Source organism: Mixta sp. BE291 (assembly GCF_031457955.1).
Lineage (GTDB): Bacteria > Pseudomonadota > Gammaproteobacteria > Enterobacterales > Enterobacteriaceae > Mixta.
The window spans coordinates 783,037-806,985 of the sequence record NZ_JAVDXN010000001.1; the positions used below are offsets into that span (position 1 = coordinate 783,037).

General features: G+C 54.1%; 21 protein-coding genes. 11 read left to right on the forward strand and 10 right to left on the reverse strand.

What is annotated here, in order from left to right:
* Nucleotides 1-84: 84 nt before the first annotated feature.
* The 4 genes from araG (at nt 85) to add (ending at nt 4,712) form a co-directional block, all read left to right on the forward strand.
* Nucleotides 85-1,608 carry an L-arabinose ABC transporter ATP-binding protein AraG gene (gene araG, locus J2X14_RS03770; RefSeq protein WP_352409855.1) on the forward strand — a complete coding sequence of 508 codons (1,524 nt, stop codon included), beginning with the start codon at nt 85-87 and terminating at the stop codon, nt 1,606-1,608.
* A 15-nt stretch (nt 1,609-1,623) separates the two neighbouring features.
* Entirely contained in the window at nt 1,624-2,607 is a 984-nt protein-coding gene (araH, locus tag J2X14_RS03775) for an L-arabinose ABC transporter permease AraH (RefSeq protein WP_352409856.1), read from the forward strand.
* Between the two features lie 55 nt (nt 2,608-2,662).
* Nucleotides 2,663-3,580 carry an arabinose operon transcriptional regulator AraC gene (gene araC, locus J2X14_RS03780; protein ID WP_352409857.1) on the forward strand — a complete coding sequence of 306 codons (918 nt, stop codon included), beginning with the start codon at nt 2,663-2,665 and terminating at the stop codon, nt 3,578-3,580.
* Between the two features lie 133 nt (nt 3,581-3,713).
* Nucleotides 3,714-4,712, forward strand: coding sequence for an adenosine deaminase (gene add, locus J2X14_RS03785; RefSeq protein ID WP_352409858.1), 999 nt, complete (start codon nt 3,714-3,716; stop codon nt 4,710-4,712).
* A gap of 36 nt (nt 4,713-4,748) precedes the next feature.
* Here add and J2X14_RS03790 read toward each other — a convergent pair whose 3' ends face one another.
* The 3 genes from J2X14_RS03790 to manA form a co-directional block, all read right to left on the reverse strand.
* Nucleotides 4,749-5,531 carry a DUF1460 domain-containing protein gene (locus J2X14_RS03790; RefSeq protein WP_352409859.1) on the reverse strand — a complete coding sequence of 261 codons (783 nt, stop codon included), beginning with the start codon at nt 5,529-5,531 and terminating at the stop codon, nt 4,749-4,751.
* Nucleotides 5,532-5,746: 215 nt separating this feature from the next.
* Complete coding sequence (locus J2X14_RS03795; RefSeq protein ID WP_352409860.1) at nt 5,747-7,246, reverse strand: YdgA family protein; 1,500 nt, start codon at nt 7,244-7,246, stop codon at nt 5,747-5,749.
* A gap of 74 nt (nt 7,247-7,320) precedes the next feature.
* Nucleotides 7,321-8,493 (reverse strand): mannose-6-phosphate isomerase, encoded by a 1,173-nt coding sequence (gene manA, locus J2X14_RS03800; protein ID WP_352409861.1) that lies wholly within the window; start codon nt 8,491-8,493, stop codon nt 7,321-7,323.
* A 201-nt stretch (nt 8,494-8,694) separates the two neighbouring features.
* Here manA and fumC point away from each other — a divergent pair, with 201 nt between their 5' ends.
* Entirely contained in the window at nt 8,695-10,092 is a 1,398-nt protein-coding gene (fumC, locus tag J2X14_RS03805) for a class II fumarate hydratase (protein WP_352409862.1), read from the forward strand.
* A gap of 141 nt (nt 10,093-10,233) precedes the next feature.
* Here the strand turns inward: fumC and tus are convergent, their stop codons facing one another.
* Nucleotides 10,234-11,172: a DNA replication terminus site-binding protein gene (gene tus, locus J2X14_RS03810; protein ID WP_352409863.1), complete on the reverse strand. Its 939-nt coding sequence runs from the start codon at nt 11,170-11,172 to the stop codon at nt 10,234-10,236.
* A 134-nt stretch (nt 11,173-11,306) separates the two neighbouring features.
* Nucleotides 11,307-12,563 (reverse strand): multidrug efflux MFS transporter YnfM/SxtP(Kp), encoded by a 1,257-nt coding sequence (gene ynfM, locus J2X14_RS03815; RefSeq protein ID WP_502889961.1) that lies wholly within the window; start codon nt 12,561-12,563, stop codon nt 11,307-11,309.
* A 94-nt stretch (nt 12,564-12,657) separates the two neighbouring features.
* Here ynfM and J2X14_RS03820 point away from each other — a divergent pair, with 94 nt between their 5' ends.
* The 3 genes from J2X14_RS03820 to bioD all read left to right on the forward strand — a co-directional run bounded on the left by J2X14_RS03820 (nt 12,658) and on the right by bioD (nt 16,200).
* On the forward strand, nt 12,658-13,542 hold the full coding sequence (locus J2X14_RS03820) for a LysR family transcriptional regulator (RefSeq protein ID WP_352409864.1): 885 nt from the start codon (nt 12,658-12,660) through the stop codon (nt 13,540-13,542).
* A 625-nt stretch (nt 13,543-14,167) separates the two neighbouring features.
* Complete coding sequence (gene mlc / locus J2X14_RS03825) at nt 14,168-15,385, forward strand: sugar metabolism global transcriptional regulator Mlc (RefSeq protein WP_352409865.1); 1,218 nt, start codon at nt 14,168-14,170, stop codon at nt 15,383-15,385.
* Between the two features lie 131 nt (nt 15,386-15,516).
* Nucleotides 15,517-16,200 carry a dethiobiotin synthase gene (bioD, locus tag J2X14_RS03830; protein ID WP_352409866.1) on the forward strand — a complete coding sequence of 228 codons (684 nt, stop codon included), beginning with the start codon at nt 15,517-15,519 and terminating at the stop codon, nt 16,198-16,200.
* Nucleotides 16,201-16,260: 60 nt separating this feature from the next.
* Here bioD and osmV read toward each other — a convergent pair whose 3' ends face one another.
* From osmV to J2X14_RS03850, 4 genes are read right to left on the reverse strand one after another with little or no spacing between them, the layout of a single operon-like run.
* A complete protein-coding gene (gene osmV, locus J2X14_RS03835; RefSeq protein ID WP_352409867.1) occupies nt 16,261-17,397 on the reverse strand; it encodes an osmoprotectant ABC transporter ATP-binding protein OsmV in 1,137 nt (378 codons plus the stop codon).
* Nucleotides 17,397-18,044 carry an osmoprotectant ABC transporter permease OsmW gene (gene osmW, locus J2X14_RS03840; protein WP_352409868.1) on the reverse strand — a complete coding sequence of 216 codons (648 nt, stop codon included), beginning with the start codon at nt 18,042-18,044 and terminating at the stop codon, nt 17,397-17,399. The genes osmV and osmW overlap by 1 nt, the downstream gene beginning before the upstream one ends.
* A 9-nt stretch (nt 18,045-18,053) precedes the next feature.
* The gene (locus J2X14_RS03845; RefSeq protein ID WP_502889962.1) at nt 18,054-18,962 is read right to left on the reverse strand and encodes a glycine betaine ABC transporter substrate-binding protein; all 909 of its coding nucleotides are present in this window, start codon (nt 18,960-18,962) and stop codon (nt 18,054-18,056) included.
* A gap of 14 nt (nt 18,963-18,976) precedes the next feature.
* The gene (locus J2X14_RS03850; RefSeq protein WP_352409869.1) at nt 18,977-19,690 is read right to left on the reverse strand and encodes an ABC transporter permease; all 714 of its coding nucleotides are present in this window, start codon (nt 19,688-19,690) and stop codon (nt 18,977-18,979) included.
* A gap of 287 nt (nt 19,691-19,977) precedes the next feature.
* On the opposite strand from J2X14_RS03850, the gene J2X14_RS03855 reads away from it, so the two are divergent.
* The 3 genes from J2X14_RS03855 to J2X14_RS03865 all read left to right on the forward strand — a co-directional run bounded on the left by J2X14_RS03855 (nt 19,978) and on the right by J2X14_RS03865 (nt 22,198).
* Complete coding sequence (locus tag J2X14_RS03855) at nt 19,978-21,432, forward strand: MDR family MFS transporter (protein ID WP_352409870.1); 1,455 nt, start codon at nt 19,978-19,980, stop codon at nt 21,430-21,432.
* A gap of 188 nt (nt 21,433-21,620) precedes the next feature.
* Nucleotides 21,621-21,899, forward strand: coding sequence for a type II toxin-antitoxin system RelE/ParE family toxin (locus J2X14_RS03860; protein ID WP_352409871.1), 279 nt, complete (start codon nt 21,621-21,623; stop codon nt 21,897-21,899).
* Complete coding sequence (locus J2X14_RS03865) at nt 21,899-22,198, forward strand: HigA family addiction module antitoxin (RefSeq protein WP_352409872.1); 300 nt, start codon at nt 21,899-21,901, stop codon at nt 22,196-22,198. The genes J2X14_RS03860 and J2X14_RS03865 overlap by 1 nt, the downstream gene beginning before the upstream one ends.
* A 113-nt stretch (nt 22,199-22,311) precedes the next feature.
* Here J2X14_RS03865 and J2X14_RS03870 read toward each other — a convergent pair whose 3' ends face one another.
* Nucleotides 22,312-23,793: a PhoPQ-activated pathogenicity-related family protein gene (locus J2X14_RS03870; RefSeq protein ID WP_502889963.1), complete on the reverse strand. Its 1,482-nt coding sequence runs from the start codon at nt 23,791-23,793 to the stop codon at nt 22,312-22,314.
* Nucleotides 23,794-23,949 lie beyond the last annotated feature (156 nt).

Sequence of the window (23,949 nt, forward strand, 5' to 3'; positions counted from 1 at the left end):
AAACGCGTTATGCATTTAGTCAGGTTGTCATCATCTAACGCCGGTAAACCGGCGTTCACAGTGAACAGGCCAAGCGGAGACACCATGAACACTGATTCAGCCTTTCTGTCGTTTCATGGCATCAGTAAAACTTTTCCCGGCGTAAAAGCGCTGCAGGATATCAGCTTCGGCTGTCGCGCGGGCGAAGTGCATGCGCTGATGGGCGAAAACGGCGCCGGTAAATCGACGCTGCTGAAAATCCTTAGCGGCAGCTATCAGCCCAGCGGCGGCGAGATCCAGCTTCAGGGCAGCCCGGTGAACTTCAGCCATACCACCGACGCGCTGAATGCGGGCGTGGCGATTATCTACCAGGAGCTGCACCTGGTGCCGGAAATGAGCATTGCGGAAAACATCTATCTCGGCCAGCTGCCGCAGCGCGGCGGGCTGGTAAACCGTAAGCTGCTGCGCTATGAGGCAGGGCTACAGCTGAAAAATTTGGGGATGGATATCGATCCCGAAACCCCGCTGAAATATCTGTCGCTGGGGCAGTGGCAGATGGTAGAAATCGCCAAGGCGCTGGCGCGTAACGCCAAAATTATCGCCTTTGACGAGCCCACCAGCTCGCTGTCGGCACGCGAAATCGAGCAGCTGTTCCGCGTGATTCGTCAGCTGCGCGCTGAAGGACGCGTGGTGCTCTATGTTTCGCACCGCATGGAGGAGATCTTTGCGCTGAGTGATGCGATTACCGTGTTTAAAGATGGTCGCTATGTGCGCACCTTTGATGATGTGCCGAATACCAGTCACGACATGCTGGTGCAGGCGATGGTTGGGCGCGATCTGGGTGATGTCTATGGCTATGCGCCGCGTGAGCATGGTCCGGTGCGGCTACAGCTGGAGGATGTGCATGCGGTCGGCGTCAGAAAGCCGGTCTCATTTAACGTACGCGCCGGTGAAATCGTTGGGCTGTTTGGCCTGGTGGGTGCCGGACGCAGCGAGCTGATGAAAGGGCTGTTTGGCGCTACGCGCCTGAAGGCGGGGCGCGTGTTGCTGGATGGTAAAGCGCTGGCGATCAGCGAACCTTCGGATGCCATTCGCGCCGGAATTATGCTTTGCCCGGAAGATCGCAAAGCCGACGGCATCATCCCGGTGCATTCGGTACGCGACAACATCAATATTTCCGCACGGCGCAATAACCTGACCGCGGGTTGCCTGATCGATCATCGTTGGGAATCACACAACGCCGATAAGCATATCCGCTCCCTGAATATCAAAACGCCGGGCGCGGAGCAGCTGATTATGAACCTCTCCGGCGGTAACCAGCAGAAAGCGATTCTCGGGCGCTGGCTGTCAGAAGATATGAAGGTGATTCTGCTGGATGAGCCTACGCGCGGGATTGACGTCGGCGCCAAGCATGAAATCTATAACCTGATTTATGCGCTGGCGCAGCAGGGCATCGCCGTGCTGTTCGCTTCCAGCGATCTGCCGGAAGTGATGGGCCTTGCCGATCGCATTCTGGTGATGCGCGAAGGCGAGATCGCCGGTGAATTGTTACATGATGAGGCAACGGAACAGCTGACGCTGAGCCTTGCCATGCCGAAAAATACGCAACAGACGGCCGCCGTGGCCTGATGCAGGAGTAATACTATGTCTTCCACGACTTCAAATACGCCGCCGGTAGCGCGATCCGGTTTACGGTTGGGCCGTATCTGGGATAACTTCGGGATGCTGGTGGTTTTTGCCGTGTTGTTTCTCGCCTGCGTGCTGTTTATTCCTAACTTTGGCTCGTTTATCAATATGAAAGGGCTGGGGCTGGCAATGTCGATGTCCGGCATGGTGGCGTGCGGCATGCTGTTCTGCCTCGCCTCCGGCGACTTTGACCTTTCCGTTGCCTCGGTTATCGCCTGCGCGGGCGTCACCACCGCCGTCGTGATCAATATGAGCGAAAGCCTGTGGCTGGGCATCGGCGCAGGTCTGCTGCTGGGAATGCTCTGCGGCTTCGTTAACGGTTTTGTGATCGCCAAACTAAAAATCAATGCGCTGATCACTACGCTGGCGACCATGCAGATTGTGCGCGGTCTGGCGTATATTTTTTCCGATGGTAAAGCGGTGGGCATTGAGGATGAACGTTTCTTCGAGCTGGGCTACGCCACCTGGTTTGGCCTGCCTGCGCCGATCTGGCTGACCATTGGCACCATGATTATTTTTGGTTTCCTGCTGAACAAAACCACCTTTGGCCGCAATACGCTGGCGATTGGCGGCAATGAAGAAGCCGCGCGGCTGGCTGGTGTGCCGGTGGTGCGTACCCGCATTATCATTTTTATCCTTTCCGGGCTGGTTTCTGCCGCCGCCGGGATCATCCTTGCCTCACGTATGACCAGCGGTCAGCCGATGACCTCGCTGGGTTATGAGCTGATCGTTATCTCTGCCTGCGTGCTGGGCGGTGTCTCGCTGAAGGGCGGGATTGGCAAAATCTCTTACGTCGTGGCGGGCGTGCTGATCCTCGGCACCGTTGAAAATGCGATGAATCTTCTGAATATCTCACCTTTCTCACAATATGTGGTGCGCGGTCTGATACTGTTGGCAGCGGTGATCTTTGACCGCTACAAACAGAGCCATAAAGCGGCCTGATCGTCGCGGGCAGCTTAGCTGCCCGCAACTTCGACGTTTCGCTACGAGGATTATTATGTACCATCGTCAACCGATTGAGTCACAGCCCAACCCTCTGCTACCGGGCTATGCATTTAATGCCTGGCTGGTGGCCGGGCTGACGCCGATTAGCGCCGGTGGCGCGCTCGATTTCTGTATCGACCGTCCGCACGGCATGAAAGGCTATATTATCAACCTGACGATAAAAGGACGCGGCCGGGTGTTTGACGGCGACAGCTCTTTCGACTGCGAGCCCGGAGAGATGCTGCTGTTTCAGCCTAAAACGCCGCACTATTATGGCCGGGCGCCAGACAGCGACAGCTGGTATCACCGCTGGATCTATTTCCGACCACGCGCTTACTGGCATGACTGGCTGCGCTGGCAGGATGAAACCAGCGGCGTCGGCCGTCTGCGGCTGCCGGAATCGCTACGCGGCGAATTTGATCGCCTGTTTGCCAATATTGAGCAGACCCATAATTCCGGGCGGCGCTTTGCCGAAGAACTGGCGATGAATTTACTGGAGCGACTGCTGCTGCGGGCAGTGGAGGAAGATCCGCGTTCCCATCAGCAAATTCGCGACCCGCGTATTATTGAAGCCTGTCAGTATGTGACCAATAACCTGGCAGGTGAATTGAAAATCGAGGCGGTAGCGAAGCACGTTTGCCTGTCGCCGTCGCGGCTGGCGCATCTGTTCCGCGAGCAGATGGGCGTGAACCTGCTGCGCTGGCGTGAAGACCAGCGGGTGATCCGCGCCAAGCTGCTGCTGCAAACCACACAGGAACCGATCGCCTCCATTGGGCGTGAAGTGGGTTACGATGACCAACTCTATTTTTCCCGCGTTTTCCGCAAGCGCGTTGGCGTCAGCCCCAGCGACTTCCGTCGCCGTAGCCAGGATGCGCACGACGCGCTGGTGGCGCAGGAAACCTGGCAATTGCCGAAGCGAGCGGGGGAATAACCGCCGCGAGACGCTTCCAGCGCCGATTTAACCAGCAGTCGGTTTAACATCTTGCGCAATTATCTGGCGTAGTTGCGCAACTTATTTTTATACTACTCTGCACTTTACCTTAAAGATTACTAAGTGAGTGCATATGATCGACGCCCGCCTTCCGCTTACCGATATTCATCGCCACCTTGATGGCAATATTCGCGCTGCGACCATTCTGGATTTAGGCCGAGAGTTTAATATCGCCTTGCCCGCCAACAGCCTTGATGCGCTGCGTCCTCATGTCCAGGTGGTAGAAAATCAGCCGGACCTGGTGAGCTTCCTGCAGAAACTCGACTGGGGCGTAAAAGTATTGGGTTCACTGGATGCGTGCCGCCGCGTCGCGCTGGAAAATGTGGCCGATGCCGCGCGCGCCGGGATCCATTATGCTGAGCTGCGTTTTTCACCCGGCTATATGGCGATGAACCATAACCTGCCGATTGCTGGCGTGGTAGAGGCGGTGATTGATGGCGTGCGCGCTGGCTGTCAGCAGCACGATATCGATGTGCGTTTGATTGGCATCATGAGCCGCACCTTTGGCGAAGAAGCCTGCCTGAATGAGCTGGAAGGGCTGCTGGCGCATCGTGATGGCATTACCGCTGTTGATCTGGCAGGTGACGAACTGGGTTTCCCCGGCAGTGAATTTCTTAGCCATTTTAACCGGGCGCGTGATGCAGGCTTCCGCATTACGGTTCATGCGGGAGAGGCTGCCGGTGCGGACAGCATCTGGCAAGCGATTCGTGAGCTGGGCGCGGAGCGTATCGGGCATGGCGTTAAAGCGGTGGAAGATCCGGCGCTGATGGATTTTCTTGCCGAGCATCGCATTGGTATCGAATCCTGCCTGACATCAAATATTCAGACCAGCACCGTAGCGCATCTTTCCCATCATCCGCTGGTGAAATTCCTCGATCATGGCATTCTTGCCACGCTGAATACCGATGACCCGGCAGTTCAGGGCATCGAAATCGCCCATGAGTATCAGGTTGCCGCACTGCAGGCTGGGCTGTCGGCTGAGCATATTCGTACCGCTCAGGAAAACGGCCTGACGATTGCGTTCCTGAGCGAAGAAGAGAAACAGCGTATTCGCCAACGCGTAGCGGGCTAAGCGGAAACGGCCAGCCCGCAGAGCGATACGGGCTGGCTAAAGCGGACGCGCCACGATAATGCCCGGACGGGATTTAATATAGGAGAGCAGCGGCGTATCAACGACCTTATTATTCTTTTGCAAAGAAGAGGCGTTGCGGAACCATACCTGATTGCCTTTTTTGATTATGATCCCGGTGTGAGAAACATCCAGGCCCGTCAGCGGAGAATAAAAGCCGATATAGTCGCCGGTCTGTAATGATTTTAACGTCGTCTTGTTAATATTATTAGCCGGAATATAATTAATGGTTCGCGGCATTACCGCTACGCCAGGCAGATAATTGCTGCCGTCCGCTTTTAAATTTAGTTTTTTCGTAACCGTAACCGTGGGGGTTTTAAGCTTATCGGTAATATCGTAGGCGTTCAGCGGCGGCAAGCTAAACCAGTCAGAAAAGAAATGTTTGCGCTGGGCAAAGCTGACCTGGCCTTGATGATAGCGCGTCAGGCGCAGCTGAGTAAAAAAGTCTTCGCGGCTGCTGGCGTGACTGAGCGCGGCCACGTAATCCAGCAGGGTAAAGCAATCAACACCATTAAAATTCACCACCAGCTGCTCTGGCACGCTGTCCGAGCCAGTTAGGGTATTGGCCTGATAAGGCGTACCGAGAAAGGCCGCGGAAATATCGGCGATTCTCTCACCTAAAGGCTTATCGCGCGCGGGGATGACCTGCTGCGCCATAATCGCATCGAGCCGTTCAGCGGTTTTTTGATCGATTACCGGGCGCGGCGGCGTGGAGCAGGCAGAAACAGTGAAAATTAATAATAATGATGCTATTAATTTCATTTTAAATTCCTTTTATCTTATTTATTAAAGGCGATAAATAACCTCAGCCTTGAGGAAGGAAACTATCATTATTAAATAACTCGCCGAGCGCAACTGTTATTTTTACGATTGGAAGGTGTCACGCAAAACAATAAAACGGGCGGGAAAAGAGTGATAAAAAAGGGCGACATATTGTCGCCCCAAAAGTTAACGCTGAATTAAATTCAGTGCGGTGTTTACTCTGGCAGACCTTCTGCTGCTGGTGCGCCCAGCATATAACGGGAAAGGAAGCCGTCAAGGGGCATATTTTCGCCGTTCATGGTTACCTGAGCGCCATTAAATTGCAGGCTGGTAACGATATTATCATCCTGCTGCTGGGTCAGGCGGAACATCTGTCCCATTGCCGACAGCCCTTTAACCTGCTGCTCAGCCAGCTTATTGGCATCCGCTTCCTGATAGCCTTCCGCCATGGCAACCTGTTTCATCATTTCAGTGGCCATCGGCATATTGATCACCAGTTTGCCATCCAGCGTTTTCAGCATACGGCTTAGCGCATCGGCTGGCGTTTGTGCCGTGCCCTGAGCGGCAGCGGGATCTTTAAAATGCGCCGCCAGATTAAAGCTGCTTTCTCCTTTATCATTTTTCCAGCTAAGCGGGGCGATGGTCACCACCGGATTGCCTTTCAGCAGCAGCGGCAGGTTAGCCGCCAGAATCTGACGTACGCCTTCCTGATAACGTACCGGATCTTCCGCAATACCGGGCTGATTCATCAACGCCTGCATCTGGGTGCGGTAGTTATCAGAAGCGGTTTTCATCGCCTGGCCATCAAGCTGCGACAGTTTCAGCGTCATCTTACCGGAACCAAAACTGCGTTTTTCCAGCGTTACGTTGTCGATAACGTAATCCATTTGACCAGAGACATTATTGCCGCTGGAATCAAATTTGGTTTTGATGTCTACGCCTTCCAGCGTCGCCGCTTCCTGACCATTAACCGCCGTGGTTAATTTTTTCAGGCTGAAGTGCTGGTCGCCAATGCGCACGCCCTGCGGGCTGAGCCAGGTTTTACCGTCAAGGCTTACGCCGTTCAGCGTAAACAGCACCGGTACGTTCTCTTGGTTTCTTACCGTCAGCGCCACGCTGTCGATATCGGAATCGAAGTTGACATGATCGCCTTCGGCATCGCTATCAACACCCAGCGTGCCGCCGTTCCAGGCGTAACGCTCGCCGGTTTCACTGTTCTGATAATCCAGCGGCAGCAGACGAATCGCCGACGCCGTCGCACCGCTGTAGCCGATACGGGTATCCGCATCGATTACCGACTGCCCTTTGGTCAGCTCAAACAGCTTTTTCACCGCCGCAGTGTTTTCCAGTTCACTGTGTACTGAGGCCATGCTCGGGATCAGGTTAAACTTTTTCAGTTGGGCAAAAGGGAAAGGGCCGTGATCGATCGTTTCGTTCAGCACCACGCTCTGACCCGGCTTCAGCAGCGCATGATCTTCCGTTTGCGAACTGGCCTGCACCACCAGCTGCGTATGGCTGCTAAACAGACCGCGCTGATAGTTTTGATAACTCACTTTCAGACGGCTGTCCGGTGCCAGCTTCGTCAGCTGTGCGTTGGCATTTTGCACGATCTGATCCATGTGACTTTCAATCTGTTTGCCCGTCAGCCAGGCCGCGCCTGTCCAGACCACGCCCAGAGCGACTACCACGCCAACCGCAATTTTCGTTTTGTTCATCGATTCGTCCTTTTTTCGGCCTCAATGCCTGATATTAATTTATTGAATAATCATAGCATTTACAGACGTAACCGTCAGCCGGGCTGGTTATAAACCCGGGCAAGTTGTCCATGACCGCAAACCGTGACGGGCGATTCACTGGCGGCGACAAAACAGGATTCGCCTGCTTTAAGCGTCAACGGCTGCGGGCCCGCCAGCTGCGCTTCGCCATCAATACAGAACAGAATTGCCGCGCTTTGCTGGCTAAGCATGACCGGCGTGGCGCTTAACTGATGAATAGCAAAAGCAAAATCATCGACCGGTACGGGAAACTCGCGCATGTTGTCGTGCAGCACCGGCTCGGTAAGCAGACTATCCGCGGCGCGTGGGGTAAATTTTACGTTAGCCATCAGTTCAGCAAGATCAATATGCTTCGGCGTCAGCCCGGCACGCAGCACATTATCGGAATTAGCCATCACCTCAAGCGCCACGCCGCGTAAATAGGCATGCGGCGTCTCGGCGAACAGAAACATCGCTTCGCCGGGCTGGAGCTCAATCACATTCAGCAGCAGCGGCGAGAAAAGCCCACTGTCATCAGGATAGGTCTCCGCGATGTTTTGCATGGTTTGCCACGGCTCGCCGCTCTGCATATGCAGGGTGGCTTTAAGAATATCGAGCGCGCGTTTTTTCTCATCATGTTGTAAAGAGAGCAGGGAGGAAAAAAGCGCTGCCAGGCTCGCCTCATCGGGCTGTTCCAGGAAATGAGCGATGGCTGGATGCGCGCCCGCTACCGGCTGCAGCAGCGCAATGATTTCCGCAAACGGGCGGAAGCCGTTAATGGCCAGAAACGGAGTCAGCGCATAAACCAGTTCGGGCTTGTGGTTAGCATCTTTATAGTTGCGTTCCGGCGCGTCCAGCGGCACGCCTGCGGCGTTCTCACGCGCAAAACCTTCCGCAGCGGCGGATTTGCCGGGGTGCACCTGAATCGATAACGGCTGTTCAGCACACAGCACCTTAAATAAAAAAGGCAGCTCGCCGAAACGTGCTGCCACTTTTTCCCCTAACAGGGCCGACTTATCCGCCGCGATCATCTCCCGCAGCGTGCGTCGTTCTCCGTTTATTTCCACCAGGGAACTGCTTTTGGAGTGCGCGCCCATCCATAGCTCGGCCATCGGCTGCTGCTGTGGATTTTCAATACCATACAGTTCGGTTAATGCCGTTTTACTGCCCCAGGCATAATGTTGTAGCGAATTGTGTAGCTTAAACATAATGACTCCTTGTTAACAGGCGGCTGACCGCAGGTATTAAAACAGAAAGCGTTTTTGAAACCTGGACGCAAGTCAAATAAGGACGATTGGCTCGCAGAATGTTAAATTATTGTATGTCACACTATGGCCGCGCTCGCTGGACCGGAACTGGTGCAGGTCAGAGCTTTTTAAATCATACGTTTGTGCTAAAGGAGAGTAGTAATGGCAGCCAACCGCATTGAAAAAGATTCAATGGGACCTATTGATGTACCGGCTGATAAACTGTGGGGCGCGCAGACGCAGCGCTCGCTGGAACACTTTCGCATCTCTACAGAAAAAATGCCTGCTGAGCTGGTGCATGCGCTGGCGTTAACCAAACGCGCTGCCGCTAAAGTCAACAGCGATCTGGGCCTGCTGCCGCAGGAGCGATCGCAGGCGATTATTCAGGCGGCGGATGAAGTGCTGTCAGAAAAGCATGCAGCTGAATTCCCGCTGGCGATCTGGCAGACCGGCTCCGGCACACAAACCAATATGAATATGAACGAGGTGCTGGCCAACCGCGCCAGTGAGATCCTCGGCGGTGAGCGCGGTATGTCGCGCCTGGTGCATCCTAACGACGACGTAAATAAAAGCCAGAGCTCCAATGACGTTTTCCCCACCGCGATGCATGTGGCGGCGGTTATCGCTCTGCGTGAAAATCTGGTGCCGCAGCTGAATGTGCTGAAGCAAACGCTGCAGTCAAAAGCGGAAGCGTTCAAAGATATCGTTAAGATTGGTCGTACGCATCTGCAGGACGCCACGCCGTTAACGCTGGGCCAGGAGATTTCCGGCTGGGTCGCCATGCTGGAGCATAACCTGAAGCATATTGAGCAGAGCGTGCCGCACGTTGCTGAGCTGGCGCTGGGCGGTACCGCCGTTGGCACCGGGCTGAATACGCACCCGGAATACGCGGTACGCGTGGCAGAAGAACTGGCTGCGTTGACACGTCAGCCGTTTGTTACCGCGCCGAATAAATTCGAAGCGCTGGCAACCTGCGATGCGCTGGTGCATGCGCACGGCGCGCTGAAAGGCCTGGCGGCTTCGCTGATGAAAATCGCTAACGACGTGCGTTGGCTCTCATCCGGCCCGCGCTGCGGCATCGGCGAGATCGCGATTCCGGAAAATGAACCAGGCAGTTCTATCATGCCGGGTAAAGTTAACCCCACCCAGTGCGAAGCGATGACCATGCTTTGCTGCCAGGTGATGGGCAACGATGTGGCAATCAACATCGGCGGCGCTTCCGGCAATTTTGAGCTGAACGTTTTCCGTCCAATGGTAATTCATAACTTCCTGCAATCGATTCGTTTGCTGGCAGACGGTATGGACAGCTTTAACCATCACTGCGCTATCGGCATCGAGCCTAATCGCGACCGCATTGCGCAGCTGCTGAATGAATCGCTGATGCTGGTCACCGCGTTGAATACCCATATTGGCTATGACAAAGCGGCTGAAATTGCCAAGAAAGCGCATAAAGAAGGGCTGACGTTAAAAGCGTCAGCGCTGAAGCTGGGTTATCTGACGGAAGATGAGTTTGATGCCTGGGTGCGACCAGAAGAGATGGTCGGCAGCATGAAGCAGTAAATTATCCAGAACGGGATCGGACTTTTGCGGGATTCACTGGAAAAGCCGATTCAGGATAAGATAACGGGGCCAGACGGCCCCGATTTTTTTGATGGTTATGCAATCATGTCAGAACGCCATTATGCTCTTTGCGCCACACGCTTAGACCGCGCTCACCGGCCGATCGCAGTAAAGATGTAGCCGTGGGATCAACAGCCACAGCGGATCCGCCTGCGGTTTATAGCGGTGAGTGATATTTTCCGCATCATAATTTAACAGCTCGCCTAAGACCGGCACCTGCTGACGATGCGGACACAGCACCAACAGCGGCGAAGGGCAGGCCAGCTGCGTCTGTTTTTGCTGTTCCTTATCCCAGATGCGGGCGATAGGCTGCACTTTTACCGGCCGTTTGATTTTTAGTTTTGCCCCCGCAGGCAACGACTGCACCGCGATTAACTCCTGCTGTACTTTCTCTGCCCATTGCTCCCGCGTCCAGGGCGCCTGCGCGCGTCCCGCCTTCAGGCTTTTTTCCAGCTTAGCGACAATCTCCTGCGGCGTGACATTTTTAATAATATGTTTATTGGCCCAGCCGAAGCGCACGCTATCCGGCGCGTCCAGCAGGGTGATGGCGCGGTAGGCGTTCAGGGTCAGCAGGCCGCGCAGGTGCGTATGCACAAATTCAAAGCGCGCTTCGCTCGGCAGCCCCGAGTCAACGGTAATGATTTGCTCCAGCTGCGCCTTAAGCCGGTTAATTTTTTCTACCTGCTGGTGGAGCAGGGCGTGCTGCTGGCTATTGGCCTCAAAACAGAGGGCGCCGGGCAGCCTGACCGCTGCTTTAGTACTGATATTCTCAGACTGACGCTGGATAAACAGACGACAGTAGTGTTGTAGCGCCAGCTGTCGTGCTTCATCACCCAAATGCTGAGTGACGCTGATTTGCGTGATGGGGTCATGTTCGGCGCCTTTCGTGACGGCCGGTAACGAAAAGACCCGACCAACCAGCAGCGGCAGGGAAGTAAGCTGTTGTTGTAAAATGCTAAGCTCTTCATCAAGCTGACTGGCGCACTGACGCAAATCTTCTACTAAATCGTAACGGCTCATCGCGGCTCCTGCACAGAAGGTCGGATAGTTAAATTAGTTACAACATACATTTATATACTATAAAAAACCAGTTCAACATCGTGGAAATCATCAGTTCAACAGGAAAGCAGGCCGCGATAATGCGGCCCACAGCATTATAATTTTTTAAGATAGAGGCGGCTGGCGACAAGTAATGCCAATAAAAGAATTACCGCAATAAACGCCGTAATGCCCGGCCAGCCAAATGCATGCCAGAACAGGCCGCCCAGCGTACCGGCCACGCTGGATCCCGCGTAATAGCTAAACAGGTAAAGCGATGATGCCTGACCTTTAGCCCGTCGCGCGCGCGGGCCAATCCAGCCGCTGGCAACCGCATGCGCAGCAAAAAATCCGGCTGTGAACAACATCATTCCCGGAAAAATCAGCCACAACGAATTAAACAGCGTTATCAACAGACCACAAAGCATCAGCGCCGTTGAGAAAAGCAGTACGGGGCCGCGTCCATAGCGAACCGTCATTGCGCCAGCTTTAGGCGAGCTCCAGGAGCCAGTCAGATAGACCACCGATAACAACCCGACCATCGCCTGGCTAAGAAACCAGGGCGCGCTAAGCAGGCGATAGCCAATATAGTTAAACAGCGTAACGAATGCTCCCATCAGCAGAAACCCTTCGGCAAACAGCAAGGGCAAACCGCGATCGCGCCAGTGCAGACGGAAGTTAATCATCAGGCTGCGCGGTTTTAGCGAGGCGGGGCGGAAATGGCGCGACGCCGGTAAGATTTTCCAGAACATCAGAGCCGCCGCCAACGCAAAGCAGCCAATAATTGTTACCGCCATGCGCCAGGAGCTGAAATCGGTAATGACACCGGTTAACAGGCGGCCACTCATGCCGCCGATGGAGTTGCCGCTAATGTACAGCCCCATCGAAAAGGCGATAACGCTGGGATGGATCTCTTCACTCAAATAGGTCATGCCGACTGCGGCCACACCGCTCAGCGCTAAACCGGTCAGCGCCCGCATCATTAAAATGCCGTGCCAGCTGTGCATGGTCGCGGAGAGTAAGGTACAAATCGCGGCCAGCAACAGGGCGATAACCATTACCGGTTTACGTCCTACGGCATCAGAGAGCGGGCCGGTGAACAACAGCCCCAGCGCCAGCATTGCGGTTGAAATGGAAAGCGAAATACTGCTCGTGGCAGGCGTTATACCAAACTCCTGCGAAAGCACGGGCAGAATCGGCTGAACGCAATAGAGCAGGGCGAAAGTCGCCAGTCCGGCGGAGAACAGCGCCAGCGTGACGCGCATAAATTGTGGCGTGCCGCGTTTAATAAACTGGCTTTTATTGACTACATCAGGCGAGATGCGCTGCGCCCGATCGGCGGGCGAGATGGTGTTCTGGGAGGTGCGTTCCACATTTATTCCCTGGTTAAGCAGCAATGATGTCATTGTGAAACCTGCTGATTATACTGTCTAATATATTAATTATCTGGATTGATACGTAATAAATATGAATATTGAACTGCGCCATCTGCGTTACTTTATTGCCGTAGCAGAAGAGTTACATTTTGGCCGTGCCGCGCTGCGCCTGAACATCTCCCAGCCGCCGCTAAGCCAGCAAATTCAGTTGCTGGAACAGCAAATCGGCGCGCGTTTGCTGGCGCGAACCAATCGTAGTGTCCAGTTGACCGCGGCGGGCGCTCAGTTCCTGCAGGACGCGCGCGCTATTTTGTTGGACGTCGAGCAGGCTGCCAGTCGCGCCGCGCGCTTACATCGGGGCGAAGAAGGCGAAATTCGTATTGGCTTTACCTCATCAGCACCCTTTATTACTGCGGTTTCCGACGCGCTGTTTACCTTCCGGCAGCGTTACCCTCAGGTTCATATTCAAATGCAAGAGATCAACACCCGGCAACAGCTCACGCCCCTAAGCGATGGCCGTTTGGATCTGGGGCTGATGCGCAATACACAACTGCCCGAAACGCTTGCCTGGCACTTGCTGCTGCGTGAACCACTTTACTGTGTACTGCATCATGCGCATCCGCTTGCCTGCCAGCAAAGTGTTTCGGTGAGCGCCTTAAGCAACGAGCCGTTTGTTTTCTTCGATGCGCAAAGCGGGACGGCGCTGTATGGCGAAATAATGGCGCTGCTACATCGTTATCAAATCCAGCCGTGGATTACTCAGGAAGTCGGTGAGGCAATGACAATTCTTGGTCTGGTCGCCACCGGACTGGGAATATCGATATTGCCCGCCTCGTTTCAACGCGCGCAGCTAGCTGGCGTTGTATGGTTACCGCTGGAAGAGGGGGATGCCTGGTCTGAGATGTGGCTGGTCTGGTCCAAACAGCGTGAGATCAGCGCGCAAATGCAGCAAATGATGGCGCTGCTGTTAAGCTAAAATGCGCAACGTAAGCTCAAAGCGAAAACGGAAGAATCAAAGGATTATTATCAGTTGTTAATCGGGCTGATAATAATGTAGCCATCTAAATAGCGACAGAGCATTATGGTAAACACTCCGGCAGTGCTGCAAAGTCTTTGCAATATATAGCGGTAATTAATAACGCCGCGAGAAAAATCTGATGGTTCTTATTTCGGCGGGAAGGACTATTCCGTCACCTTAACTAAAGACAATTACACCTCTAACACGCTGCCGATCATATCGCACGCTAACGGCTGGTATATTGGCGGTAATCTGGTATTTGGCGGACTACTTGGCTGGTTTATTGTCGATCCGCTTAATGGTGGAATGTGGACATTAAAACCCGATGAAATTCATACACAGTTGGCAGCACAAAAATAAACCGATGCCTTAGTCGGTTACCAAAAGGCCCACCGTTGTGGGCCTTATGCCTGATAAACCCTCCGCCCATTTCAGCTAAACCCGTCGGTTTTTTTTCTGGGCCGTCTTATTTTTGTGCGGTAAATCACATTCCGAATCAAATAGTTGACGATCCTTAATATCTCATCCACCATAGCCTGAGCAGGTTTATTTTGAAGCGCGAAAATAAGTGGGAGCGGCGGTAGTGATAGCGGATAGTCAACCTGGTCATATTGACCAGATCAAGCAGACAAACGCTGGGGCTGTATATCGCCTGATCGACCAATTTGGCCCGATATCGCGTATTGAGCTCTCCCGGCAAGCGCAACTGGCTCCGGCCAGCATCACTAAAATCGTGCGTGAAATGCTGGAAGCGCATCTGGTGCAGGAAACGGAATATCAGGAGCCGGGAAGCCGTGGTCGGCCTGCGGTCGGCCTGATTTTGGATACGGTGGCCTGGCACTACCTGGCCGTGCGTATCGGCAACGGTGAAATCACCCTGGCGCTGCGCGATCTGAGCAGTGCGCTGGTTACCGAAGAGACCCGGTCGCTGCCGGTTCAAAGCGAGACACCGCTGTTAAACCGCATTATCCTCGAAGTCGATCAGTTTTTTATCCGCCACCAGCGCCAGCTCGAGCGCCTGACCGCCATCGCCATTACGTTGCCCGGCATTATTCACAGCGGCAAAGGGATGGTGCATCGGATGCCGTTTTATCCGGTTGCTGATATGCCGCTGGGGCCAGAGCTGGCGGCGCATACCGGCTTACCGGTCTATATTCAGCATGATGTTTGCGCCTGGACTATCGCCGAATCGCTGTTTGGCGCCTCGCGCGGCGCCAGCGATATTATCCAGGTGGTGATTGATGATAACGTTGGCGCGGGAGTGATTACCGGCGGTCGTTTGCTGCATAACAGCCGAAGTTCGCTGGTTGAAATCGGCCACACCCAAGTGGATGCGTATGGTAAACAGTGCTACTGCGGTAATCATGGCTGCCTGGAGACGGTTGCCAGCATCGGCAGTATTCTGGAGCTGGCTTCGCAGCGTATGCAGACCTCGCTTAGCTCTATTTTGCATCACCAACCGCTGACGGTTGAATCCCTGTGTGATGCCGCACTGAATGGCGATCCGCTGGCACGCGATATCATTACAGGCATTGGCAATAGCGTCGGGCGCATTCTGGCGATTATGGTCAATCTGTTTAACCCGGAAAAAATCCTGATTGGCTCCCCGCTTAACCGCGCCGCCGATGTACTGTATCCGGCCATCGGCGCTTCCATTCGCCAGCAGGCGTTACCTGCCTACAGCGTGAATATTCAGGTTGAACCGACACAATTTCCTAACCTCGGCACCATGCCCGGCGCCGCGCTGGTAAAACATGCTTTGTACAACGGCGAGCTGTTAATCAAACTGTTGCAGGGCTAATCAAATTTCAGATATCAATAAAAAATTGCGCTAACGCAAGCCCTGCAAAAGCGCGATTTCCTACACTGTGTGACACAAACCGATGACTAAATTTTAACTATTTCAGGCCGTCAGCCTGCCGGAGTGTTGCTATGCTGAATCGTATTTTTGTTACCGGTACGGATACCGCCGTGGGTAAAACCGTTGTTACACGCGCCCTGATGCAAAAGCTGGCGGAAACGCATCCGGCCGTGGTGGGGTATAAACCGGTAGCAAAGAGCAGCCAGATGACGGCGGACGGGCTACGTAATAAAGATGCGCTGGTGTTACATCGCGCCTCCACGCTGGATGTGCCGTATGAAGCGATCAATCCCATCACGCTGCTTGAAGATGAGATCAGTACGCATCGCGGCGAAGCGATTAACTATGCGCGCCTGAGCAGCGGGCTGCAAATGTTAGAGGCTCAGGCTGACGTGGTGGTGATTGAAGGCACCGGCGGCTGGCGTAGCCTGATGAATGACCTGCGTCCGTTATCTGACTGGGTTATTCAGGAGCAATTGCCGGTGGTGTTGGTGGTCGGCATCAAGCTGGGCTGCATCAGCCACGCCTTATTAACCGCGCAGGCGATTATTAATGATGGATTGCCGTTGCTGGGCTGGGTTGCCAACCGCATCAATCCAGGGCTGGCACACTATGCGGAAATTATTGATGTGCTACAGGAAAAAATCCCTGCGCCCTTGTTAGGCGAGTTGCCTTATTTGCCGCGGGCCGAAGAGCGCGATCTCACCGGTTATGTTGACCTGTCATCGCTTATCCGGCCGCAGGCGGTTGCCTGAGGCCGTTGCAGGCAATGCGGGGCATAAACGCCCCGCGCGGATAGCGTAGCCTGCCGTGACTTAACGGCTGAGCACGCGCCGCGTACGGCCTGAACTCAAATAATCAGCGATATAATCTTGCGAAATCTCTCCGCTGTAGCGGCCTTCCTCATCCACAATCGGCATCCATACCAGGTTGTGCTCATAGAGTTTTGACAGCACCACGCGAAGGTTTTCATCCGCTTTGCCGGTGACGGTAAAATTATGCAGTTTCTCTTCACAGCCGCCGCTGGCTCCGCGCGCTTCACGCCGCTTCACAAACCCCAGCGGACGATCGTCGTTATCCACGACGATAATTGAGCGCATATCGTTGTCATCCATAATCACAAAGGCCTCCGCCAGCGGCGTGGTGCGTTTAACGGTGAGCGTTTGCTGTTGATCGGTCACGTCACTGGCCTGTACCAGCAGCAGACGCTTCAGGGTACGATCCTGACCCACGAACGAGCCAACAAAGTCATTGGCCGGTTTCGCCAGCAGCTCATCTGGCGTGGCGCACTGCACAATTTTCCCCTGTCCGAACACGGCGATACGATCGCCCAGCTTGAGCGCTTCATCAATATCATGGCTAACCAGCATCACGGTTTTCTTTAACTGGCGCTGCATTTCAAGAAACTCGTTTTGAATCGCCTCACGGTTGATGGGATCCACGGCGCCAAAAGGTTCATCCATCAGCAACACCGGCGGATCGGCGGCCAGCGCGCGAATCACGCCGATGCGCTGCTGCTGGCCGCCCGACATCTCCTTCGGATAACGGTGCAAAAACTTATGCGGATCGAGCGCCACCATACTCATTAATTCGCAGGCGCGATCGCGGCAGCGCTTTTTATCCCAGCCGAGCATGCGCGGCACCACGGTGATGTTCTCTTCGATAGTCATATTAGGGAACAGGCCAATCTGCTGGATCACATAGCCGATATTGCGCCGCAGGGTAACGGTATCCTGCGTGCTGGTATCTTCCCCGTTAATGGTGATTTTGCCGTTGGTTGCCGGAATCAAACGGTTAATCATCTTCAGCGTGGTGGTCTTCCCGCAGCCAGACGGGCCAAGCAGCACGCACATTTCGCCAGCCGGGACATGCAGGCTGACATTATCCACCGCGTTTAACGGCGTGCCATTTTTCTGGGTAAAGGTTTTAGTCAGGTTTTCCAGTTTAATCATTATCGAATCCCCTTTGGTGTCAGCACCAGCTGTAAACGATGCAGCAGCCAGTCAAGAATAATTGCCAGGAAGCAAATCAGCAGCGCGCCAGCGATCAGCATACGGATATCGCTGCCGCTGATGCCGTTCAGCAACAGCAGGCCAAGCCCGCCTGCGCCAATGATCGCCGCAATCGCCATTACGCCGACATTCATCACCACCGCCGTACGAATGCCGCCGAAAATAACCGGCAGGGCGAGCGGAATCTCTACCCAGCGCAGGCGCTGCCAAAACGTCATCCCGATGCCAAGTCCCGCCTCGCGCAGTCCGGGCGGCAGGCTCTCCAGCGCGGTATGGGTGTTGCGGACAATAGGCAGCAGCGAATAGAGAAACACGGCGGTAATCGCCGGAACCACGCCGATGCCCTGACCGATCAGCGAAAACAGCGGGATCATCAGGCCGAACAGCGCAATTGACGGGATGGTCAGCACAATGGTGGCGATGCCCAGCACCGGCGTCGCCAGCCATTTAAAGCGCACAATTAAAATGCCGAGCGGCACGCCAGCCAGAATGGCGCAGCCAACCGCAACCAGCACCAGCCACAAATGTTGCCAGGTAAGGGCGACGAGGTGAGGCCAGTCGCCGATCATATAGTTAATCGTATCCATAGCGTCTCCTTACAGCATGCCTTTAGACTGCAGGAAATCGCGGGCGACCTGCTGCGGTGATTGATGATCGATATCGACCCGTTTGTTGAGTTCGGTGATGGCGTCATTGGTGAGCAGGGGGGAAAGCTGGTTTAGCGCCTCCGCCAGGCCTGGATGCGCTTCCAGCACCTCTTTACGCACCAACGGCGTTACGTTGTAACTTGGGAAGAAGTTCTTATCGTCTTCGAGGATTTTCAGGTCAAACCCTTTAACCCGTCCGTCGGTGGTATAAACCAGCCCGGCCTCGACAAAACCGTCGCGCACAGCGTTATAGACCAGGCCCGGATCCATCTGGCGAATTTGCGGGCGGTCCAGCGCCAGCCCATAGAGTTTTTGCAACGGCTTCAGGCCATCAGAACGGCCGACAAACTCCAGGTCCAGACCCAACATCCAGTTTTTGTCCGGGTTTTGCTGACGGATTTGCTCGATGCGCGCCACCAGCTGAGAAATCGTGCTGATATGCTCTTTTTCAGCGCGTTCACGCTGCATGGCAAACGCATAGGTGTTATTCATCGGCGCAGGATCCAGCCAGATGAGCCCCAGCTTGCCATCCAGCCGTTTTACCGTTTGGTAAGCCTCTTCTGAGGTCATACGCCTGGTAATATGGTTGAAAATAATCAGCGAGGAGCCGGTATATTCCCAGGTCATATCGATTTGCTTGTTCAGCATCGCATTGCGCCCAATCGAGACGGGAATATTGGTTTTCGGGATCACCTCAAAGCCTTTTTTATTCAGCCACAGCGTAGTGATCGCAGACAAAATATGCTGTTCGGTAAAACCCTTGGTATACATGGTAATAGGCGCGGCCTGCGCGGTGCTGAGGCAGAGCAGAAACGTGGCCAACAGCATGCCCAGCGCGCGTAGCGGGTTAAAAATCATCATAAGGCTCCTTGTTACAGCGCGTGTGGGCTTAACCAGCGCCCCAGGGCCGCCAGCAGCATATCCAGAATCAGCGCAAACAGCGCCGTCGCTACCGCGCCTAAAATCAGCACAGGAAAGTCGTTGAGGTAGATACCGGGGAAGATCAGCTCGCCGTAACTGCTGGCACCAATCAGAAACGCCAGCGGCGCGGTGCCGACATTGATCGCCATCGCGATACGAATACCGGCCATGATCACCGGCCAGGCGTTAGGCAGCTCCACCTGACGCAACTGCTGCCATTTTGTCATACCGATGCCGTTGGCAGCTTCGCGCAGCGATTCCGGCACGCCAATCAGACCGGCATAAGTGTTGCGCACGATGGGCAGCAGTGAAGCAAGAAACAGGGCAATAATCGCCGGACGGTCGCCGATGCCGATCACTACCATCGATAGCGCCAGCACTGCCAGCGGCGGCAGCGTGTTACCGACGTTAAAGATCTGCATAATATATTCCGCCCAGCGGCGCATATAAGAACGGCTCAGTAAAATACCGCTGGGAATGCCAACCAGCAGGGCGAACAGCATTGACCAGCCCACCAGCCAGAGATGTTGCCTGCCGAGGTAAATCAAATCGACCTGACGCGCCTTAATCACCTCAAAGCCGACACCGTAAATCAACAGCGCAGCCGCCAGCGCGATGACCACCAGCACCAGTAAGATTCGCTTAATCGCGGGGGAAACGTGCATGAACAGGGTTCTCCTGGGGAATAATAAATATAACTTGCTGATTTTTACGCCTTTATCAGCAAAAACAAACGCGGCGCCTTAAAGCTATAGCAGCGCCAGGGCATGTTCGCCAGTTTTAGCGGCAAATCAGCAGGATAGTTACGCTGTGACCAGGGGCAGTAAACAGAAGCCAATCGCTGTTTTTGCAGAAACAAAGCGAGCCAGACTGAAGTGACAACGTCACAAAAAAGAGCGCGCGCGGCGTTACGCAGTGGGCTACGCTTAGTGCATTAACAGGAAGGGAAAACATGTCAGAAGCTCAACATCAGACGGTCGCGCATCGTCACTGGATTTTAATCGCCTGTATGCTGGCGATGTTTATGGCCGCTATTGAGGTAACGATTGTCGCCACGGCCATGCCCACCATTATTGCTCAACTGGGCGGCTTTTCGCAGTTTGGCTGGGTTTTCTCTATTTATCTGCTGACGCAGGCAATCAGTGTGCCGATCTACGGACGGCTGGCTGACCTGTGGGGACGCAAGCGTATATTCCTGATCGGCACCTCGCTGTTTTTGCTGGGTTCGGTGCTGTGCGGTATGGCGCACAGCATGACCTGGCTTATTCTGTTCCGCGCCTTTCAGGGGCTGGGAGCGGGCGCGATTATGCCGATTACGTCCACCATCGTGGCCGATATCTATTCGCCGCGTGAGCGGGCGGGCATTCAGGGCTGGCTCTCCAGCGTCTGGGGCGTATCGGCTATTATTGGCCCGCTTACCGGCGCGTGGATTGTGCAGCATTTTAGCTGGTCGCTGGTTTTCTGGGTAAATGTCCCGCTGGGGATCATCTCGATGCTGATGCTGATACGCTGGTTGCCAACGCATCAACAGACTTCGGCGCAGCGGCTAAACCTTTCCGGCAGCGCCTGGCTGATGCTCAGCGTCAGCGCGCTACTGGTTGCGCTGCTGCAGGCCGAAGCGCTGGGCTACTGGCTGCTGCTGTTTTTAGCCGTCGCGCTGCTGGCGGGTTTTATTCTGCTGCGCCATGAAAGACAGGCTGAGTCGCCGCTGTTTCCGTTGGCGATCTGGCGAAGCCGGGTCATTGTTGCGGGTAACGCGGGAAATTTAATCATCGGCGCGGCGATGATGGGCATCAGCGCCTTTTTGCCCACCTGGATTCAGGGTATTAACGGCGGTTCGCCATTGCAGGCGGGGAGCGCGCTGGCGATGATGTCGATTGGCTGGCCGCTTGCCAGTACGCTGAGCGGTCGTTTGATGCTACATACCTCGTATCGCTTTACCGCCCAGCTGGGCGCGCTGCTGTTGATTGCAGGTACGGCGCTGCTGTTAACGCTGCATGCCAACAGCAGCCTGCTACAGGCGGGCTTCGCCGCGTTTGTTATCGGTACTGGCATGGGAATGACCAGCACCACCTTTTTGGTCTCGGTGCAAAACAGTGCCGATTTCGCTATTCGCGGTATCTGCACCGCCTCGATTATGTTTAGCCGTATGCTCGGCTCAGCGCTGGGTACCGCCATTATGGGCGCGGTGCTGAATTATAACTTGCTGTTGCGTCTGCCCAATGCGCACGATCCCGTGCAGCAGCTGATGTCGCCAGAGCGGCGACAGGCGTTAGATGGCGGGACATTGCAGCAAATGACGCTGCAAATCGCCGCTTCGCTGCACTGGGTATTTATTGTGTCGCTGGTGATTGCGGTGGGCAGTTTGTTTATCGCATGGACGATGCCGCGCCGCAGGCCGGAATAGGATTAAACGAGAGTGGGATAAATGAAAAGAACCTGGCAAAGCAATGGGAGGTTTACGTGGTTTGTGTATCGGTATGCTTCAGGGAAATACCGATAAAGGCAAAATCGCAGAAATTAGCTATCTCCCTGTTGCGTGATGCGGAACATTGATTTAATGTGTTCCTTGTGGCGCAACAGGGAACGGCCGTTATGATCAAGAGCTGGAAACACAGCGGATTGAGAGAATTTTTCGAGACGGGTTCAACGCGAAAGATTAACGCTCAACATGAGAAACGGCTCCGCGAGCGGCTACGAGTAATCGACCTGGCGGAGCGCATCGAGGATATAAACTTAACCGGCTACAGATTGCACCCATTAAAGGGCGACCGAAAGGGCTGTTGGACGGTAACAGTTAGCGGGAATTGGCGGATAACCTTTGAATTTCAGGACGGCGACGCCTACATCTTAAACTATGAGGATTATCACTAATGAGAATGCATAACCCCCCGCATGTGGGGGAAATCATCTCCGGGATTATGGAAGATCTCGACATCGGTATCAGGGAATTAGCGCGGGCGCTGGCGATTGCCCCGTCTACGGCTTCGCGGCTGGTATCTGGTAGCGCAGCGGTAACGCCGGAAATGGCTATCAAGCTGGCCGCCGTGCTGGGGTCTACTCCTGAGATGTGGATGAGGTTACAGGCGGCCTACAGTCTCGACAAGGCCGAAAAAACAGTCGACATTTCCCGGCTTGATACGAAATATAAACCGCAGCCATTACAGGCATAAAAGAAGCCCGCAGCTATGTGGGCATTTTGCTGTTTTCCGTTTTCCAAACTGACCTTTGTAAAGCCGACAGCTATTGCCGTCGGCTTTTACAGAAACAAACAGAGGTTACCACATTACTGCGGCACAGATGGGGGATTCAGTCCCCGACCAGGAAGGGTCTGACAGGCAGCCCCTGCCGACGGCGGCGCGGTTTCCGGATATTTTTCGTCCGGCGTAATATATACCTGTGTTGTGGCCACATACCCATCATTGAAGGTTGCTTCAATATAAGTGGCCTGCCATCCACTGTCCGGTGTTGTCAGTGGCACGCTGAGCGTACCACCGCCGTTTGTCAGACTGACGGGAAATGCGTGGTATTTAATACCGCAGGCATAGCGAAAGTCCCTTGCTGCCGGGTTCCTGGCTGTCCACTGTAAAACGACTGCCGGTTTCTCCGAGAAACTGACCGCCAGCTCTTTTTTCCCGTCCCAGCGGCGCCGTACTTTTTCCTTAATTTTAGGGAGTTCCTGCTTTTCCTGAAAACGATTAACAAAAGTGATTAACGACTGCTCAGCTACGGACAGAATACCGTTATGTGTGGAGTTAGGTACCACCCGCAGGGACTTTGATCCGGGTAACAGGTCATAATAAAAATGGCTGTTGTCAGGCACATAGAAATCATCACCGCTGGCATTAATAATATATTTATTAATTTTCAGACGGTCATCCATATCGGTATTCAGGTAGGAAATAGGATCCTCCAGCGTCATCAGGCTTGCAAATTCATCCGTACCAATCTGCTGGTCAATGCCCTGTTTATAATAGGGATAAAAGGCGACTGGCCAGTTTTTCCCGTATGACTGATACATATGTGTAAGTGACTTTTTAGTATCCAGCAGGTCCATAACAAACGGAACAATGGCTTCGACGTCTGGATCCGACAGCGCTGTCAGCCACGCGGCCCAGCCTCGTTTGGAGGCGCCGGTGACAATAAACTTAGTTATATTCTGTTGTGCCAGTTCTTTCTTCGCCAGCCTGAACGCCTGCGATACCGACGCCGCCATAGGGATATGCAGGGAGGCGTTCTGGTATTGCTGAGTATCTTTGATAAACAGTTTCCAGGAATAGGCCACACTGTCATCTTCAGCCAGAGGCGTGGCAACGCCCTGATAATTTAGCGCCTGATTAGGGACATTACTGACTGATATCACCACCGTTCGTGTGGCAACCGCAATACGTGAAAGTTCTTCCTCGCTGAAGTTTGTGGGCGCCACAGGCGTGCCTGAGCTATTGCTGTTGCTGCCGTTATTGATAACAACAAGTGCGTTTTTCTCTCTGGCTGCATCAGGAATATAGATATCCACCCCGTTTTGCCAGCGTTGCGGAGAGACAACGCCCTGTGGAGACCACGTTTGTGAATTGAGGTTATACCTTTGCAGCCTAACGCCAGGTAGCTGTTTTGTTTCCAGGGGAGAATAATCAAGAGGAAGGGAAGCAAGTGATAGCCGGTAATCAGAAATGACGTGCGTCAGTTTGATATTTTTATGGTGTTCACTCGTAGGCAACGCCAGACAGGTCGGCGAAATAAAAAGCATCGCCATATATAATGATTTCATTTTCATCAGAAAACTCCTTTTAGAAGGTAAAAACGCATCCATTCCAGGCTATTAACCATCATTGTCATCAGCCTTACTGCTCCATATTAACCTTCGACCTTATCTCGCAAATGCATAATAAGGCGCTCCAGCACAGCCTGTTTTATTCCTCATTGA